The sequence below is a fragment of the Microbacterium candidum genome (assembly GCF_030315975.1).
Taxonomy (GTDB): domain Bacteria; phylum Actinomycetota; class Actinomycetes; order Actinomycetales; family Microbacteriaceae; genus Microbacterium; species Microbacterium candidum.
Genome location: NZ_JASXSZ010000002.1, coordinates 75421 through 91344 on the forward strand (window position 1 = coordinate 75421; position 15924 = coordinate 91344).

Genomic DNA, 15924 nt, shown 5'->3' on the forward strand with positions numbered 1-15924 from the left:
CGGGCACCGTACCGCGGCTGCCTATGGGGTTCTCGTGTGGACCTCACACGGGCTCGTACATGTCCCCGGTCACGCGGGTCATCGCGGTCACCCCCGCGCGAGCAGCTCGTCGAGCCGCTCGTAGCCTTGCTCGAGCCCGTCGGTCATGCCCTCTTTGAGGAAGGCGTCCATGGTCTCGATCGACTCGAACACCCCGTGGTCGACGAGGCGCGAGCGCCCGCCCGGGAGCGCCTCGAACCGGATGACGTCGATGCTGACGCCGTCCGGCCAGCCCTCGAACTCGAACGTCTGGATGATGATCTCGTTCTCACGGATCGTGTGGAACATACCGCGGAACGCATACACCGAGCCGTCGGCATCCCGCTGCTCGAAGCGATAGCCGCCGCCGGTGCGGAAGTCCCACGCGGTGATGGTGTTCTCGAGCCTGCGGGGGCCGATCCACTGCACGAACAGTTCGGGATCGGCGTGGGCGCCGAACAGCGCCTCCACGGGGGCGTCGAATTCGCGGGTGATGTCGGCGTACGACGTGCCGGGGACGGCGTCGATGGTGACGGGATTGGTCATGATTCCTTCTCCCTCGATCGTTTGGTGGCCGACGCGAGCACCGCGTCGAGCCGGCGATAGGTGGCTTCGACCTCCAGCCGGTGGCGATCGATCCACTCGGTGAGCCGTTCGAGCGCTGCGGGGTCGAGGTGGACAGGACGACGCTGCGCTTCGCGACTGCGGGTGACGAGGCCCGCCTCCTCCAGCACGTGGATGTGCCGGGAGACGGCCTGCTTCGTGATGGCGAACGGCTCGGCGAGCTCGTTGACCGTCGCCGCGCCCCGGCTCAACCGTGCGACGATCGCGCGCCGCACGGGATCCGCGAGGGCGAGGAACGCCCGGTCGAGCGCGTCATCGTCCGTCATGATCAACCAATTTCTTTATCAACATGTTTGTTGACTAAGAAGATACGACCGAACACCTCCCCCGTCAAGGGGTCGCTTCAGCCCTCGGCGGCGGCTTCGGTGATGAGCGGCTCGAGGTCGCCGCGATCCAGCTGGATCCACGGCCCTGCGGGGTCGATGACGATGCCGGTGAGCCCGTCGTCGCCCTCGAAGCCGGACACCAGCTGCTCGGCACGAATGGGCATCGGCTGGTCGCCGCGGCCCATCGCGAGCACCTCGAGGGGGTGCGAGAACACCTCGAGGAAGCGTGCGCCTTCCTGGGTGCGCGACTCCGCGAGCCCCCACTCGTCGTCTTCGCTCGCGCGGTTCGCCGCGAGCCATAGCGGAGCGGTGGCGATCGCCGCGACGACCTCGGATGCCGTTGCATCCGTCCGCTCGCCGGCGAGGAGGTTCTTGACGGTGAAGTCGTCGTCGCCCTCTTCGAGCGAGCGCTCGATGAGCTGACGCGGCAGCACGATCGGGTTCCGGCGGGAGGCGGCGTCGAGGATGATGCCGCCGTAGGGACCGGAGAGCACCGACCGCAGCACGACCTGCGACAGCTGGCTCATCGCGGTGGACTCGTCGTCGTTGCCCTGAACAGCGGCCTGAAGCGCGGCGCCGCTCGAGAAGACGAGCACGAACGGCGTGTCTTCGATCGAGGCGATCGCGAGCGGCAGATCCTCCCCCGCCGCCAGGAGCGCGCGGGCATCGCCGCGGACGCGGAGGAACAGCTCGCCCTGGAACATCTGCCGCGCGACGCCCATGACCTCCGCCCCGTCCGGGTCGTCCGGGAGGGCGGCAATCGCGTCGCGCAGCAGCACGTTGTCCCGGAGGCCGGGGATGGCGGACTCCGCGGACGTGGCCGGTGCGGGCTGCTCGGGCGCCACCGGTTCCGGCGTCGCGCCGAGGCCGCCGAAGGAGGAGACGGAGATGTTGACCTGGGGCGCCTCTTCGACGGGCGCCTCCTGCGTCTCTTCCGGTGCCGCGGTTTCATCCACCGGAGCGTCCGCATCCTGCTCGGAAGACGACTTCGGGCGACGCGAGAAGATGGCCATCAGGCCACCCTAACCCCTTGATGCGACGCGTTCCCGCGTGGTGCAATGCGGCATGGCGATGCCCAGGGATGACACGGCCCGCTGCCGATCGTGCGCCCGCTGGCCGTGTCGACGCGCAGACCTAGGACCCTTCATCCACCGTCAGATATGAGGCTGTCCGGGTTGTCAATCGATCGTTGCTGACTTTGCATCCGATCGACGGCCGAGTTCATCTGCGTCCGGGAGTAGCTCCAGGGGATCAGCCCGAAGAGCGCATGCGAAGGCCGCATGTCGAGGGCGTATCTTCTGCCGTCGATCGTCTGCTGCAGATGCCATACCTTCACCATGAAGACACCGTCAGCTGCACGCGAGACACTGAACTCGGCGTCCTGTGAGAGCGGCATCGAAAGCAGGACTTGCGGCTTGCCGCCGATTCCGAACGTTCTTCCGCCGACGATCTCCATGTGGCCACGATCGATCCGCAGCACGGATATCGGCGACGAACTGACACGGTTCTCGACGCCGCCAGCGACGGTCATTTCATTCAGTTGGGAGATCGTGTCACGAGAGATGGCGACGAGGTCGACGAAACTGCGAGGGCTTTCTCGCCGTATCCGATTTCGCCGCACCTCTCCCACGCGGACGATACACAACAGGGCGAACAGCACGACAGCGATCATCAGAGCGATCAAGATGGGGGCGATCGCGCTAGAGGAGCCGCTGAGAGCGAGCCGCGAGAGCGTCCAGAGAACAAGACCGACAACGATGATCCACGTCCCGGCGGCGGCTGCCGTGCGGGCGAAGATCTTCGGCTTGGTATCGGAGGGATGTCTGTTCATCTACACGACGTTCCATCGGCGGGCTCCTCCGCGCGCGAGCGCTGAGCCGGCAGTTGACGAGCGAAGGTCCAGAATCAGGCGGGCAGTCACGAGGAGTGGAATCATCATGCGGAGCCCTGGACGATCCCGACGATGCCGTAGACGATCATCACGATTCCCAGACCGATACCGGCGAGCCCGACGAAACCGACCCAGTAGGGAGACTGAAGTCTCTCGGCCGTGTCGACCACGCGATCACCGAACATGCGGCGCTCGAAGGCCGCCGTGCGCTTATGGAGCGGGACCCGCAGAAGGTAGATGATCACCCCCGCGACGGCAATCACCGAACCGATGACGATGTTCGGAACGATCGTCGATTGCGCCACGTCCATCAGCGGCCGCCTCAAATTCCAAGAGAGTCCATGCATGACGGGAGGATCGGGCGCTTCCAGGCAGAAGCGCCCGATCCTCGCGTCTACGGCAGAACCGCGGCCGTCGGCGCGGAGGACCGCGCGACGCTCTGGTAGCCGGCCTTCGAACCAGTGACGAGCACCGTCAACTGCTTGTCGACGAGATCCGGCGTAATAGCGAAGGATGCGGCAGTCGCACCGCCGATCGGCGCGCCATCCGCATACCACTGGTAGGTGAACGTTGTGCCCGCCGTCCAGCCGCGCGGCTGAGCGCTGACCACGCTGCCGACCCGCACCGGGCCCGTGATCTTCGGCTGCGAAGAATCGACGGGAGGCAGTGCCCCAGCACCGAGCGCGGCATTGATGTCGGTGCGCTGTTCTGCATTCGACAGAGCGATCGGCGTCGCCGTCGTACGACTGGATGCGCCGTTCCACCACTGCATCACCTGCGAGCCGCCGACCGTTGCTGAAAAGCTCACTCGGTAGGTGCCGGCGACCAAACCAGGAATCGACCATGCACCGTTCGCATCGGTCATCGTGATGTCGCCCATCGCCGCAGATTCCGCGATCACGGTCGCACCGCTCAACGGGTGGCCCAGTCCGTCGGTGACCACACCTGACAGGGAGGCGCTTCCCGTCTCAGGCACAGCGCCGCCCGTGGGAGAAAGGTCGATGTTGAATCCTCCAACGGACTGGCCACGCTTGACGGTGATGGGCGTAGCCGCCGAAAGCGTCGCGGCGTTCTTCCACCACTCGACCAGCGTCGATCCATCATTCATCTGTCCGGTGAATTCCAGGCGATAACTGTCCGCCGAGAGCCCTCGCGCGGCGAACGAGCCATCTGCTCCCGTCCATGTGCCCTCGACCATCAGGTTCGTAGAGTCGAACACTGCCACTTGCGCGTTTGGTATCGGGGAACCGCTGGCGTCCGTGACCGTGCCACTGATCGTCGCGCCCGGGTCGAGGCGCGGACTGATACCGGATGCGACACTCCCCGCCGCCAGGGTGAGAACCTTCGCCTTGGCCTCCGTCTGAGCGCCCTTCCACCACCCAGGGGCGACGTTCTGCGTCGCGTACTGCGTCAGGAACTGGACCTGGTACGCGCCGGGCTGGAGCCCGACGATCGAGTAGCTGCCGTCGGCGGCGGTGCTCGTGCCGCTGCCATACCCCCCAGCGGATCCCGGCTGCGCCATGACCAGTGCGTTCTCGACGGGGTTGCCGCTCGAATCCGTGACGACGCCGGTGATCGATGCGCCAGTCGTCAGCACCCCGTTCGCTGTGATCTGCTGGCCCGATGCCACAGTCAACGGGGTTGCGGTGGCGGCATCGGCCGCGTTCTCGTACCACTCGCCGAGAAGGGCGCCGCCTGAGGAGAACTGCACCTTGTAGGTGTCCGCAGGAAGCCCGGAGACGAGGTAGGCGCCGCTGGCGTCGGTCATCCCGCTTGCAATCCAATCCCCAGCACCCGCCGGAGTGGCTTCATAGACGCTGACCATGACGTTCGGCCCGGGAGCACCTGTATCCGACGTGACGACGCCCCCGATCGAGCCTCCGGCGGCCAGAACCGCGCTGATCCCGGTGATGCTTCCACCAGCGGTCACCGTGATGGGTGTAGCCGTCGATCGCGACGGTGCGCCGTTCCACCACTGACTGGCGAGCGTGGGGTACATGTAGCCGGTGTGGAACTGCACGACATAATTCCCCGGCGCCAACCCCGTGATCTGATAGTCGCCATTGATGTCCGTGTTGGCGGAGCCACCCCACGCATCGGTCACGGGATCGGTCGCCGTCACCCAGCCTCCGCTGACCGCCGCGCCGGTCCCGGTCGTCACCGTTCCGCCGATCGATCCCGTCGTGGTCGACGTTCCCGGATCAACCGCCCACGCGGACGACGTCCCGCCGAACAACGCCAACACCATCGCGCTCACCAGCGCGACGACCCTCCATTTGCGCACAGCGCCACCGTTCTGGCCGCGCCTGTGCGGCCTTTCACACCCACGACTGTCGTGGGCCGGAGTCAGCCTAAATTGCGGAGATCGATCGGTAAATAGTCGATTTGATAAACGTTCGTCCGCGCCTCAGATCTTGGTGATGGGGGCGACCTTGATCAGGAGCTTCTTCAGCCCGCCGGAGTCGAAGCGCACGTGCGCCACGCGCTTCGCGCCCTCGCCCGTCACGGCATCCACACGGCCCTCGCCGAAGTCGTCGTGACGGATGCGGTCGCCCGCCTCCAGCTGCATGTCGCCGTTGTCGCGGAGCTTCGCGGGGATGCGGTTCGGGAACCGGTCGAGCGAGGTCGACTTCGGCGCGAGGGGCGGCGGATCGTCGTGACGGATGCGGCTCCCCCACCGCTGACCTCCGCCTGAGCCGGAGCCCGGGCGCGCGTTGAGGGCGCGCGACTGCGAGCCGCCGCGGGAGTTCACGTCTCCGGGCGACTGGCGCCAGTCGACGAGGTCGGCCGGGATCTCCTGCAGGAACCGGCTCGGCATCGCGACCGAGATCTCGCCGAACTGCGCACGGGTCATCGCGAGGGACAGGTACAGGCGCTTGCGCGCGCGGGTGACGCCGACGTAGAACAGCCGGCGCTCCTCCGCAGGGCCGCCCGGCTCGCCGGCCGAGATCCGGTGCGGGATGAGGTCTTCCTCGACGCCCGTGATGAACACGGCGTCGTACTCGAGGCCCTTCGCGGTATGCAGGGTCATGAGCGACACCGAGCCCGAGGCATCCTCGAGGTCGTCGCTGTCGGCGACCAGCGCGACCTCCGCGAGGAAGTCGATGACCGTGCCCTCCGGATTGTTGCGCGCGAACTCGCGCGCCACGGCGATGAGTTCGTCGACGTTCTCGAGCCGCGCTTCGTCCTGCGCGTCGCGGCTCATGCGCAGTGCGTCGCGGTATCCGCTGCGATCGAGGAGGAGCGTCAGGCCTTCGGCGACGGCCGTCGGCGGGGCCAGTTCACCGGATGCGGGGAGCATGATCGCCGTGGCATCCGCCAGCACCTGATCGAGCTGGGCGATCGCGGCCTGCATCTTCGGGCCGACGCCGAGCGCGGACGAGTTCGCCAGCGCATCGCGGAACGTGATGCCCTCGCTCTGCGCGTAGCGGGCGATCGCCTCGACGGTGACGTCACCGATGCCGCGACGCGGCTTGTTGATGATGCGCCGCAGGGCCATCTCGTCGGCCGGGTTGGCGACGGCGACCAGATAGGCCAGCGCATCCTTGATCTCGGCGCGCTCGTAGAACCGCGTGCCGCCCATGATCTTGTACGGGACGGCGGCGCGCATGAAGATCTCCTCCAGCGCGCGGGATTGCGAATTCGTGCGGTAGAAGACGGCCATCTCGGAGTAGTCGACGCCCGCGCGGCGGAGGGCGTTGACCTCGTCGGCGACGAACTGCGCCTCGTCGTGCTGCGAGTAGCCCGTGAAGCCGACGATCTTCTCGCCCGGACCGTCGGCGCTCCACAGCCGCTTGTCCTTGCGGTCGAAGTTGTTGCTGATGACGGCGTTCGCCGCGCTCAGTATGTTCTGCGACGAGCGGTAGTTCTGCTCGAGCAGCACGACCTTGGCGCCTGGGAAGTCCTTCTCGAACTCGCTGATGTTGCGGATGTCGGCGCCGCGGAACGCGTAGATCGACTGGTCGGAATCGCCGACGACGGTGAGGGATGCAGGGGCGTCGTCACCGGTCCCCGAGCCGCCACCGGCCCCCGAGCCTGTCGAGGGGTCCGGCTCGAAGATCATCATGCCGCCGGATTCGAAGCCCTGCTTTCCGGTCCCCACAGGGCGGGTCAGCTCATGGATGAGCGCGTACTGGGCGTGGTTCGTGTCCTGGTACTCGTCGACGAGGATGTGCCGGAACCGGCGCCGGTACACGTCGGCGACGTGCGGGAACGCGCGGAAGAGGTAGACGGTCTGACCGATGAGGTCGTCGAAGTCGAACGCGTTCGCGCGCTGCAGCTCGCGCTGGTAGTCGCCGAACAGTTCGACGAACATGCGCTCGGCCGGGTCGCTCATGTTCGCCTGACGGGCGTAGGACTCCGCATCCGCCAGTTCGTTCTTCAGCTTCGAGATACGACTCTGGACGCCCGCCGGTGTGTGGCCGTAGGCATCCGCCTCCCGCTCTTTCACGAGGCGCTTGATGAGGGCGCGCGAGTCGCCCGAGTCGTAGATCGTGAACGACTTCGTGAAGCCGAACTGCTCCGCCTCGCGGCGGAGGATGCGCACGCACGCCGAGTGGAACGTCGAGATCCACATGCCCCGCGCGCTGTCGCCGACCAGCTGCTCGACGCGCTCACGCATCTCGCCTGCGGCCTTGTTCGTGAAGGTGATCGCGAGGATCTGGCTCGGCCACGCCTCTTTCGTGCGCAGAAGCGACGCGATGCGCCGCGTCAGCACGCTCGTCTTGCCGGAACCGGCGCCCGCGACGATCAGGAGCGCGGGGCCGCGATAGACGACCGCCTCGCGCTGCTGCGGATTGAGTCCGGCGAGGAGATCGTCGTCGGGTCGGCCGTCGGCGGATCGAGGGATGCTGCCGCCTCCGACGATGATGGGAACAGATGCGTCGGTCATGGCCCTTCGAGTCTAGGCGGCACCGCCGACACCGATGCCTCCTGGTCGGCGGCGGGCTCGACACCGTACTCCGCGCGGGCGGTGACGACGTGTCCGCCCGGACGCGGTGGCGTGGATGCGGGGGCGCCGAACCAGCGGATCGCGATCTCGCGCGCATCGACGTCGTCGACGACCCGCATCCCCATCTCCGCAAGCAGGTCGGCGAGGTCGGCGGGCGCGAACGCCGTGATCCACGGCTCCCCGACGCGACCGACCGCGGCGGCACGGCGCTCGTGCCAGCGGCGCTGCCGGTCCGTCAGCGACGACACCGGCTCGGGGTGGTCGAAGACGACCGAGGATGCGGGGACGGATGCGATGTATCGCAGGGTCTGCTCGACGGCCTCCCGTGTGAGGTACGGGACGACGCCGAGCCAGAGGAACACGGCGGGCATCAGCCGGTCGAAGCCCATCGCCGCGAGGCGCTCAGCGAGGTCGTCGACCTCGAAGTCGACCGCGACGAACTGCGCGGAATCCGGAATCGGAATGCCCTGGGCCTGCAGCGTCTCGAGTTTCACTGCCTGCGTAGCAGGATGATCGACCTCCCAGACCCGCAGGCCCGGATACGCATTGCGGCACGCGAAGGTGTCGAACCCGGCGCCGAGGACGACGACCTGACGGACCCCGCGGAGGTAGGCCGCATCCACCTCGTCCTCGGCGACCCGGTGCCGGACGGCGATGAAGATGCGCATCGGGCCGCGGGTCGCGTTCGCCTCGGCGTGGGCGAGGATGTCGGCTTCGACACCGCCGACGACGGCCACGGCGAACGGGTCGTCGAAGATCCGGCCGTCCTCCAGGAGCTGATGGGCGGCGCGATGCGCGGCAGCGCTCCACGCCGTGATGCTCGGCCCGTCCTGCCTCATGGCGGCGATCCTCCTCCGGCGCGTTGTGCTCCGGCTGAGCATGCGAAAGGCGGGGCCCGTCGTCGACGAGCCCCGCCCTCCGTGCTGTGATCAGGTGATCGGGATCACCTCACGCCGTCACTTGACCGACGTGAGGAGTGCCTGGCTGGCGCTGTTGGCGTTGTCCTTCACGACCGTCATGACGCCGAGCGGCTTCTGCGCACCGAACGCCGCAGCGTCGCGTGCCACGGGCACCGCCACGGTGGCACCGGCGGCGACCTCCTCGTACTGTCCGTTCTCGAGCGCGGGCGCCCACGGGTTGTACGCGGCGGTGCCATCGATGCTGTCAGAGCCGGTGCCCGACACCGAGCGCGCCTGCGCCGTGTAGGTGAACCCGCCCTTGGCCGCGGTGAGGCCGAGCGCGCTGGCGCGCACCGGCAGCAGGATCGTGCTGCTGTCGGTCGGCGCGTCGGCGAGGAAGCCCGAGGCGCCGAGCGCACCGGTCTTCAGGTTCTCGACGAACACCTCGCTCACACCGTCCGAGGAGCCGGTGCGGACGAGGCCCGAGTCGGCGGAGAACACCGCGTAGTCCGCCTTGCCGTCGCCATCCGTGTCGATCACGATGTCGTACTCGTTCGACGCGGCGTTCGACCACCGCTGGTGGGTGCTCACGGCGAACACCATCAGCTGGGTCCCGCTGAACGGGAACGACTGCACGCCGACGGCACGCAGGTCGTAACCGGTGTCGACGAGCTTCTTCGAGACGTCCTGCTTATCCTCGAGACCCCACGTGTAGAAGTCCGCGGTACCCGTGAGGGCGCCGTTCTGGTTCTTCAGCGCGATCGAGGTGCCGTCGGCCGTCGCCTTTCCGCTGGTGGAAGCGGTGACGTTGCTCGTCGCGTGCGGAACGAGCAGATACGGCACGCGCAGCGTCGACGAGCCCGACGTCAGGACGACGTCGCCCGAGATCTCGGAGAACCCGAAGTCGTTGCCACTGTCGACCTTCGCCGGAATCGCACTGGCCGGAGCCGAGAGCGACACGGTGACGTTCGCCGTGCCGTTGGCCGGAACCGTGACCTTCGATGCGTTGAACGTCACCGACGCGCCGACGAGGGACTGGTCGGACTTCGCGGACGACACCGAGTAGGTGACAGCCGCGTTGCCGTGGTTGACCAGGGTGACCTGCTTCGTGCCCTTGAAGTCCTTCGACGACTCCTGGAACCCGAAGTTCAGCTCCGCCTGGCGCGACTTGCCGTTGTCCGTCTTGTAGTTGTCACCGACAGCGGTCACCTGGGTGGCCACCACCTGCGCCGGGTTCACGAGCCCCACACCACCGCGGACCAGGTTCCGGCCTGCAACCATGTCGGGGTTGGCAGTGGAGATGATCGCCGACGCGATGTCGGCCGACGACCACTTCGGGTGCGCCTGGACGGCGAGCGCCGCGACGCCGGCGACGTGCGGGGCCGCCATCGAGGTGCCGGAGAGGACCTCGCTGTCGTTGCCCGTGCCGACAGCTGTCGAACGGATCGAGACGCCCGGGGCCGCGACATCCGGTCCGATGGCGCTGTCACCACTGCGGGGACCCGAAGAGGTGAAAGATGCGTAGCCCTTGAACGTGGGGTTCGGCAGCATGGCGGCCGTGATCGTCGCGGTCTGGCCGTGTGCGGCGATGAGAGCCGGACCGCTGCTCAGGGGGACGCCGAGGAACGGGATCGTGACATCGGCCTTCTCACCCGTGTCGGGGTTCGACGTGATCGCGCCCTCGAACGGCGGATAGCCGTCCGCGTTGTTCACCATGATCACCGCGGCGGCGCCGGCGGCCTGGCCGTAGATCGCCTTCGAGACACGGGCGCAGTCGCCACGCGCGACGACCGCGACCTGGTTGCCACCGGGCGTGATGCCCGCGGCGGTGAAGAGCGCCGGGTCGCAGCCGAGCGACAGTGCGCCGCCCTGCATGACGGGCACGACGGTCATCGGCGGCAGACCGCTCAGGTCGGCGCCGTTCGCGTTGATCGCCTGGATCGACGATCCGTTGACGGAGATCGACGCACCGGGGAACTCAGCGGTGCTGTCCACGGCGGAGACAGAGATGACGCCGTCACCCGACGAAGGCGAGCCCGAGATGTAGGGGCTCGGGCCCTCGTTGCCGGCGGAGGCGACGACGGTCACACCCGCGCCGACCGCGTTGGTCGCGGCGACCGCGTCGGCGTCACCGGCGCGGCCGAAGGGCGAGCCGAGCGACATGTTGATGACGTCCATGCCGTTGTCGACGGCCCAGTCGATCGCCGGGACCACGACATCCGTGGAGCCGGCGCAGCCGAAGACACGGATCGCGTAGAGGTCCGCCTGCGGGGCGACACCCGGGCCGATGCGGAAGTCGTGCGACGGTGTGGTGTCGTTGTACGGGCCCGTGTAGGTGGTGCCGTCCGCGTTCACGCCGTCACCGGCGGCGGTGCCGGCGACGTGGCTGCCGTGACCCTGGCAGTCGAGCGGGTTGGGGTCCGGGTGCGGGACCGGCTGGTAGGTCTTCGGGTCGCTCGGGTCGGCGTTGTAGTCGTCGCCGACGAGGTCCCAGCCGCCCTTGATGCGCGGAGCACCCGGGCCGAACAGAGCCGGGTCGGCCGGCTGCGTGTCGGTCTTCAGCGCGGCGTCGTATGCGGCCACCGTGCCGGGGCCGCCGAAGTTGGCGTGCGTGTAGTCGATGCCCGTGTCGATGATGCCGACCTTGACGTTCTTGCCCGTGAAGCCCGTGCTCTGCCACACCTGCGGAACTCCGAGGAACGGAACCGAGACCGCGTTGTCGATGGTGTACGTCCGGGCGGCGTGGATGGCGACGACGTTCGGCAGCGCGGCGACCGCATCCACCGCGTCGGCGGGGATCGACACCTGGATGCCGTTGTAGGCCGACTGCATCTGAGCGACGATCTTGCCGCCCTTGCCCTTGATCGCGCCGGTGATCGCGTCCTGCTGCTTCTTCAGCGAGCCCTTGATGTCGGCGCGCTCCTGTCCGGTCAGCTTGCGGCCCTGCTTGGCCTGCACGACCGTCGTCGGGTCGCCGCTCAGCTCGACGATCACGTTGACACGACCGTTCGGGTCAGCGGCCATCGACTTCATCTTCGAGTCGATGGAGCCCGACGAGGGCGCCGCGTGGAACCGTGCGGCGGGATCACTGTGGGGTGATGGCGTTGCCGCCACTGCTGCTGTTGCCGGGATCGAGAGCGCCAGCGCTCCTGCGACCGCCAATATCCGTCGATACAAGGCATACCTCTTTCTCGCGCATCGGGATACACACGTGCATCGAACGCTATGCGGCTGATTCTTAACCGGTCAATAGCCTTCTCCCAGATTCAGCAGAAAGCTCAATCGAGAAGCCGGAATCAGAGCAGACGTCGCTCGGTCGCCCACACTGTGAGCTCATGCCGCGAAGACAGCTGCAGTTTGCGCAGCACGGCGGACATATGGGTCTCCACGGTCTTCGGTGAGATGAAGAGCTCGGATGCCACTTCCTTGTACGCATAGCCGCGGGCGATAAGCCGCATGACCTCCTGCTCGCGGACGGAGAGCCGGTCGAGCTCGTCGGTGGCCTCGGCCGTCTCCCCCGCGACCGCGCCGAAGGCGTCGAGCACGAAGCCCGCGAGGCGCGGGGAGAACACCGCATCCCCCTCCGCCACCCGGTGGACGGCGTGGCTCACCTCGGCGCCCGACGTGCCCTTCGTGATGTAGCCGCGAGCGCCGGCACGGATGACGCGCACGACGTCCTCGGCCGCGTCCGAGACGCTCAGGGCGAGGAACCGGGTCTCCGGCGCAAGCGGGACGGCGCGGCGCAGCACCTCCTCACCGCCCGGAACGCTCGGATCGTCGCCGCCGGGGAGGTGCACATCGAGGAGCACGACATCCGGCTGATGTCGTTCGATGCGCGCGACGGCGGATGCGACGTCGTCGGCCTCGTCGACGATCGAGACGCCGTCGAGGTCGGCGCGCAGGCCGGAGCGGAAGATCGAGTGGTCGTCGACGACGACCACCCGCAGTTCATCAGGCACGCGTCGCCTCCCGCGCGAGACGCAGATGCACCTCGGTGCCGGACGGCGTGGACTTGACCGTCGCGCTGCCGCCGGCGCGCCGCATCCGTCCGATGATCGACTCACGGACGCCCAGCCGGTCGCCGGGCACGGTGTCGGGGTTGAAGCCGGCGCCCCGGTCGCGCACGAACACGTCGACGACGGATGCGGTGCCCTCGATGTAGACGGACACGTCACCCGGTGCGTGCCGCGCGGCGTTCAGCATCGCCTCGCGAGCTGCCGCCGCGACCTCTCCGCTGGCACGCTCGGGCGACTCGCCGGCGGAGACGACATCCATGCGCACGGGGTAGTCGAGCTCGAGCGCCGCGGCGTAGTCGCGGAGGTCGGTGGGAAGATCGCTGTCGGCCGGGGCATCCCCGTCGTAGAGCCACGCGCGCAGTTCGCGCTCCTGCGCCCGGGCGAGGCGGGCGGCCTCGCTCGACGCCCCCGCGCGCGTCTGGATGAGCGCGAGGGTCTGCAGCACGGAGTCGTGGAGGTGCGCCGCCATCTCGCTGCGCTGCTCCTCCTTGATGCGCCGGACGCGCTCGCGCGACAGCTCGCGCATCCGGTCGACCACGGACGACGCGTAGACCGCCGCAAGCCCGACCAGGGGGATCAGCGCGACGAAGAAGGAGGCGACCCCGCCGCGACCGAGCGTCGTCAGGAGGATCAGGAGGAAGGCCACGAGCACCGCCGTGACCGTGATGCGGACGGCGATCTCGTGCCGCGGCCCGCGGGCGGGGTCTGCCCGGTCGACGAGCGTCGCCCACAGGCCCGCGATGCTTGCGAGCCCCACCGTCAGAACCGTGACCCCGAGGACCAGCCGCGGGCTCGCGGGGAACGGCGACGACTGGTAGCTGCTGACGACCGTGAGCGCGAAGAGCAGGCACACGATGGACGCCGCGGCGAGGATCCAGGCGACGGGCACTCGGTGGGTGGGCGCCGCATCCCCCTCCCCCGTACGGTCGGCCCACGGCACGAAGGCCCACAGCCACAGATAGAAGAGGATGCCGGCGCCCCACAGGAGCGCCGTCAGGATGAAGAGGATGCGGACCACTGTGACGTTCCACCGCAGGTGGGCTGCGAGCCCCGCGCTCACGCCGCTGATGGCGCACTCGCGCGGGCGGCGCAGGGGCGGACGCGCCGGCCGAAGCGCGCGGGCGACGCCCGCCGCGGCGACGGCGGAGGTCGTGTCGACGAGCTTCGGCATGCAGACATACAACCACCGGTCGGACGAGTCCCCCGAGGGCTGGTCCACAAGATCAGGGATCGATCAGGGATCCACCCCATAGCGGACCGCATCCGGCGCCCGACAGGCTGGACTCATGACCGATACGACGACGCAGCCCGTCACCGACCCGGGTCCGCCCCCGCCGCGCCCGGCCGGCGTCCCGCAGCCCGACAGCCGATTCTTCGCGTGGATCCGCGGCTTCGGCGTCGTGCGCTCGCAGGGCTGGCTCGGCGGCGTCTGCGCAGGCATCGCCGCCCGGCTCGGGGTCGACCCGGTGATCATCCGCGGTGTGTTCGTCGTCGCGGCTCTGGTCGGCTTCCCCGCGCTCCTCGTCTACGCGATCGCGTGGGCCCTGCTGCCCGCGACCGATGGCCGCATCGTCCTGCAGCGGCTCGCCCGCGGCGGATTCGACCCCGCGATCATCGCGATCGTCATCATGGCGGTCATCGCGATGGTGCCGGTCGTCCCGTGGGGGTGGTCGACGGTGTTCGGCCTCCAGCCCATCGGCTCCTTCTCCGGCAGCGTCAGCGGGCTGTTCGGACTCTTCTTCTCGACCCTGTTCTGGGTCGCTGTCGGCGTCCTCGTGCTCTGGCTCGTCCTGCGCACGAGGCACGGCTCTCGGGTCGAGGCGGCTCCGCGACGGGCTTCCGCGGATGTCGCCTCCCCGAGTCCCTCCGAAGGGGGGTGGGATGCCGCGGCCGCGCCGTTCGGGTCGGCAGCGGCCGCGGCATCCGGAATCGCTCCGCCCGTGCCCGCTTCGGCGGCGGTCGGTGACGAGGTCTCGGCCTGGCGCGAGCAGCACGAGCAATGGCGTGAGCAGCACGACGCCTGGCGGCGGCAGCAGGCGGATGCGGATCAGGCGGCGCGTGCCCTCGCGCGGCAGGAGAACGAGGCGAAGGGCCGGGCGTTCGCCCTCGAGGCACAGGCCCGCGCGGACGAGCGGCGACGCGCCAACCCCCGTGCGAGCGCCGGCGCGGTGTTCGCCGTCCTCGGGGCCGCGATCGTCGGCGGTGCCGGAGCGGCGCTCGCGATGCTCGCTTCCGGGACGATCACGGCGCTGTGCGCAGGGCTGCTGGTCGCCGCCGTGATCTCGGCGATCGGGATGGTGGTGGCCGGAGCGCTGCGGAGGCGCAGCGGCATCCTCGCCCTCCTCACCGGCGCGACCCTCATTCTGGGCCTCATCGTGATGCCGTTCACCACGTCGTCGCAGCTGCTGTGGCCGAGCGCCGACATCAGCGCCGACACGCGACCGATGGCGTACGCGCAGCCGTTCGGGTACACCAACATCCAGCTCCTGTCGTTCGGCACGGGTGACGAGACGGCCGGGACGATCTCGCTCCGCAAGACGTATGGCGTGACCTCCATCCAGGTGCCGCCCGGCGTGCGCCTGGTGCTGGATGCGGAGCTCCAGAACGGTCCGGTCGCGTATTCGCGCATCGACATGGAGAACGGCGAGCTCGTCAACAGCTCCTCGATCCCGGCGGCGACCACGGATGCGAACGGGAACACGTACCACTGGGAGTTCACGAACCCGGCCGCGGATCACCCCGGCGTCACGACGCAGCACGTGCGGATCCAGCAGGTGACCGGACCCGTGGACATCATGATCACCGTCGACAAGGCCTCGACAGGAGCAGCACAATGAGCGATCAGACCGGCGCAGCGCCCACCCCTCGCATCCGGTGGGGAGCCATCATCTGGGGGATCGTCTTCCTCGCGATCGCGCTGTGGGCGCTGTCGATCGTCATCGACCCGGTGCGGCGCGACCAGATCGCGGAGCTGTACGCGAAGACGACGCCGTTCACCGCCGCGATGTGGAGCATCCTCGTCATCGGCGGCCTGATGCTCATCGGCGGGCTCGTCGCCTTGGTGCGGCGTCGGCAGCGGGGGCTGGCGGCGCGGCGGTCCGCCCTGGCTGGTGTGGAGGTTGTCGATGACACCGTCGGAAACATCGAGAAACCTCATGACACGCTTACGGAGGATGTCGGTCGCTCCGAATAGCGTGGA

At 68.6% G+C, this 15924-nt stretch carries 13 protein-coding genes; 2 read left to right on the plus strand and 11 right to left on the minus strand.

Features of this window, described 5'->3' with window-relative positions; all coding sequences use genetic code 11:
* Positions 1-87: 87 nt before the first annotated feature.
* The 11 genes from QSV35_RS06735 to QSV35_RS06785 all read right to left on the minus strand — a co-directional run bounded on the left by QSV35_RS06735 (position 88) and on the right by QSV35_RS06785 (position 13896).
* On the minus strand, positions 88-564 hold the full coding sequence (locus tag QSV35_RS06735; protein ID WP_286287897.1) for an SRPBCC family protein: 477 nt from the start codon (positions 562-564) through the stop codon (positions 88-90).
* Positions 561-908, minus strand: a complete 348-nt coding sequence (locus QSV35_RS06740; protein WP_286287898.1) for an ArsR/SmtB family transcription factor — start codon at positions 906-908, stop codon at positions 561-563. Before QSV35_RS06740 ends, QSV35_RS06735 begins: the two co-directional genes overlap by 4 nt.
* A gap of 77 nt (positions 909-985) precedes the next feature.
* Positions 986-1981 (minus strand): SseB family protein, encoded by a 996-nt coding sequence (locus QSV35_RS06745; protein ID WP_286287899.1) that lies wholly within the window; start codon positions 1979-1981, stop codon positions 986-988.
* Between the two features lie 131 nt (positions 1982-2112).
* The gene (locus QSV35_RS06750) at positions 2113-2799 is read right to left on the minus strand and encodes a hypothetical protein (RefSeq protein ID WP_286287900.1); all 687 of its coding nucleotides are present in this window, start codon (positions 2797-2799) and stop codon (positions 2113-2115) included.
* A gap of 104 nt (positions 2800-2903) precedes the next feature.
* On the minus strand, positions 2904-3170 hold the full coding sequence (locus tag QSV35_RS06755) for a hypothetical protein (RefSeq protein ID WP_286287901.1): 267 nt from the start codon (positions 3168-3170) through the stop codon (positions 2904-2906).
* An 83-nt stretch (positions 3171-3253) separates the two neighbouring features.
* A complete protein-coding gene (locus QSV35_RS06760) occupies positions 3254-5107 on the minus strand; it encodes an MSCRAMM family protein (RefSeq protein WP_286288453.1) in 1854 nt (617 codons plus the stop codon).
* 159 nt (positions 5108-5266) lie between these two features.
* On the minus strand, positions 5267-7750 hold the full coding sequence (locus QSV35_RS06765; protein ID WP_286287902.1) for an ATP-dependent helicase: 2484 nt from the start codon (positions 7748-7750) through the stop codon (positions 5267-5269).
* Positions 7747-8649 (minus strand): class I SAM-dependent methyltransferase, encoded by a 903-nt coding sequence (locus QSV35_RS06770; RefSeq protein ID WP_286287903.1) that lies wholly within the window; start codon positions 8647-8649, stop codon positions 7747-7749. Before QSV35_RS06770 ends, QSV35_RS06765 begins: the two co-directional genes overlap by 4 nt.
* 117 nt (positions 8650-8766) lie before the next feature.
* Positions 8767-11733, minus strand: coding sequence for a S8 family serine peptidase (locus QSV35_RS06775; RefSeq protein ID WP_286287904.1), 2967 nt, complete (start codon positions 11731-11733; stop codon positions 8767-8769).
* 272 nt (positions 11734-12005) lie between these two features.
* Positions 12006-12668, minus strand: coding sequence for a LuxR C-terminal-related transcriptional regulator (locus QSV35_RS06780; protein WP_286287905.1), 663 nt, complete (start codon positions 12666-12668; stop codon positions 12006-12008).
* Positions 12661-13896 carry an ATP-binding protein gene (locus QSV35_RS06785; RefSeq protein WP_286287906.1) on the minus strand — a complete coding sequence of 412 codons (1236 nt, stop codon included), beginning with the start codon at positions 13894-13896 and terminating at the stop codon, positions 12661-12663. Before QSV35_RS06785 ends, QSV35_RS06780 begins: the two co-directional genes overlap by 8 nt.
* Before the next feature lie 115 nt (positions 13897-14011).
* On the opposite strand from QSV35_RS06785, the gene QSV35_RS06790 reads away from it, so the two are divergent.
* Positions 14012-15562, plus strand: a complete 1551-nt coding sequence (locus QSV35_RS06790; RefSeq protein WP_286287907.1) for a PspC domain-containing protein — start codon at positions 14012-14014, stop codon at positions 15560-15562.
* Complete coding sequence (locus tag QSV35_RS06795; RefSeq protein WP_286287908.1) at positions 15559-15918, plus strand: Asp23/Gls24 family envelope stress response protein; 360 nt, start codon at positions 15559-15561, stop codon at positions 15916-15918. Before QSV35_RS06790 ends, QSV35_RS06795 begins: the two co-directional genes overlap by 4 nt.
* The last annotated feature ends 6 nt before the right edge of the window (positions 15919-15924 follow it).

Excerpts from the sequence above, each read along its gene's own strand:
- QSV35_RS06755 (WP_286287901.1), bottom strand. The coding sequence starts at position 3,170 with ATGGACGTGGCGCAATCGACGATCGTTCCGAACATCGTCATCGGTTCG.
- QSV35_RS06790 (WP_286287907.1), top strand. The coding sequence starts at position 14,012 with ATGACCGATACGACGACGCAGCCCGTCACCGACCCGGGTCCGCCCCCG.
- QSV35_RS06770 (WP_286287903.1), bottom strand. The coding sequence starts at position 8,649 with ATGAGGCAGGACGGGCCGAGCATCACGGCGTGGAGCGCTGCCGCGCAT.
- QSV35_RS06765 (WP_286287902.1), bottom strand. The coding sequence starts at position 7,750 with ATGACCGACGCATCTGTTCCCATCATCGTCGGAGGCGGCAGCATCCCT.
- QSV35_RS06775 (WP_286287904.1), bottom strand. The coding sequence starts at position 11,733 with ATGGCCGCTGACCCGAACGGTCGTGTCAACGTGATCGTCGAGCTGAGC.
- QSV35_RS06745 (WP_286287899.1), bottom strand. The coding sequence starts at position 1,981 with ATGGCCATCTTCTCGCGTCGCCCGAAGTCGTCTTCCGAGCAGGATGCG.
- QSV35_RS06760 (WP_286288453.1), bottom strand. The coding sequence starts at position 5,107 with ATGGTGTTGGCGTTGTTCGGCGGGACGTCGTCCGCGTGGGCGGTTGAT.
- QSV35_RS06795 (WP_286287908.1), top strand. The coding sequence starts at position 15,559 with ATGAGCGATCAGACCGGCGCAGCGCCCACCCCTCGCATCCGGTGGGGA.
- QSV35_RS06750 (WP_286287900.1), bottom strand. The coding sequence starts at position 2,799 with ATGAACAGACATCCCTCCGATACCAAGCCGAAGATCTTCGCCCGCACG.
- QSV35_RS06740 (WP_286287898.1), bottom strand. The coding sequence starts at position 908 with ATGACGGACGATGACGCGCTCGACCGGGCGTTCCTCGCCCTCGCGGAT.
- QSV35_RS06735 (WP_286287897.1), bottom strand. The coding sequence starts at position 564 with ATGACCAATCCCGTCACCATCGACGCCGTCCCCGGCACGTCGTACGCC.
- QSV35_RS06785 (WP_286287906.1), bottom strand. The coding sequence starts at position 13,896 with ATGCCGAAGCTCGTCGACACGACCTCCGCCGTCGCCGCGGCGGGCGTC.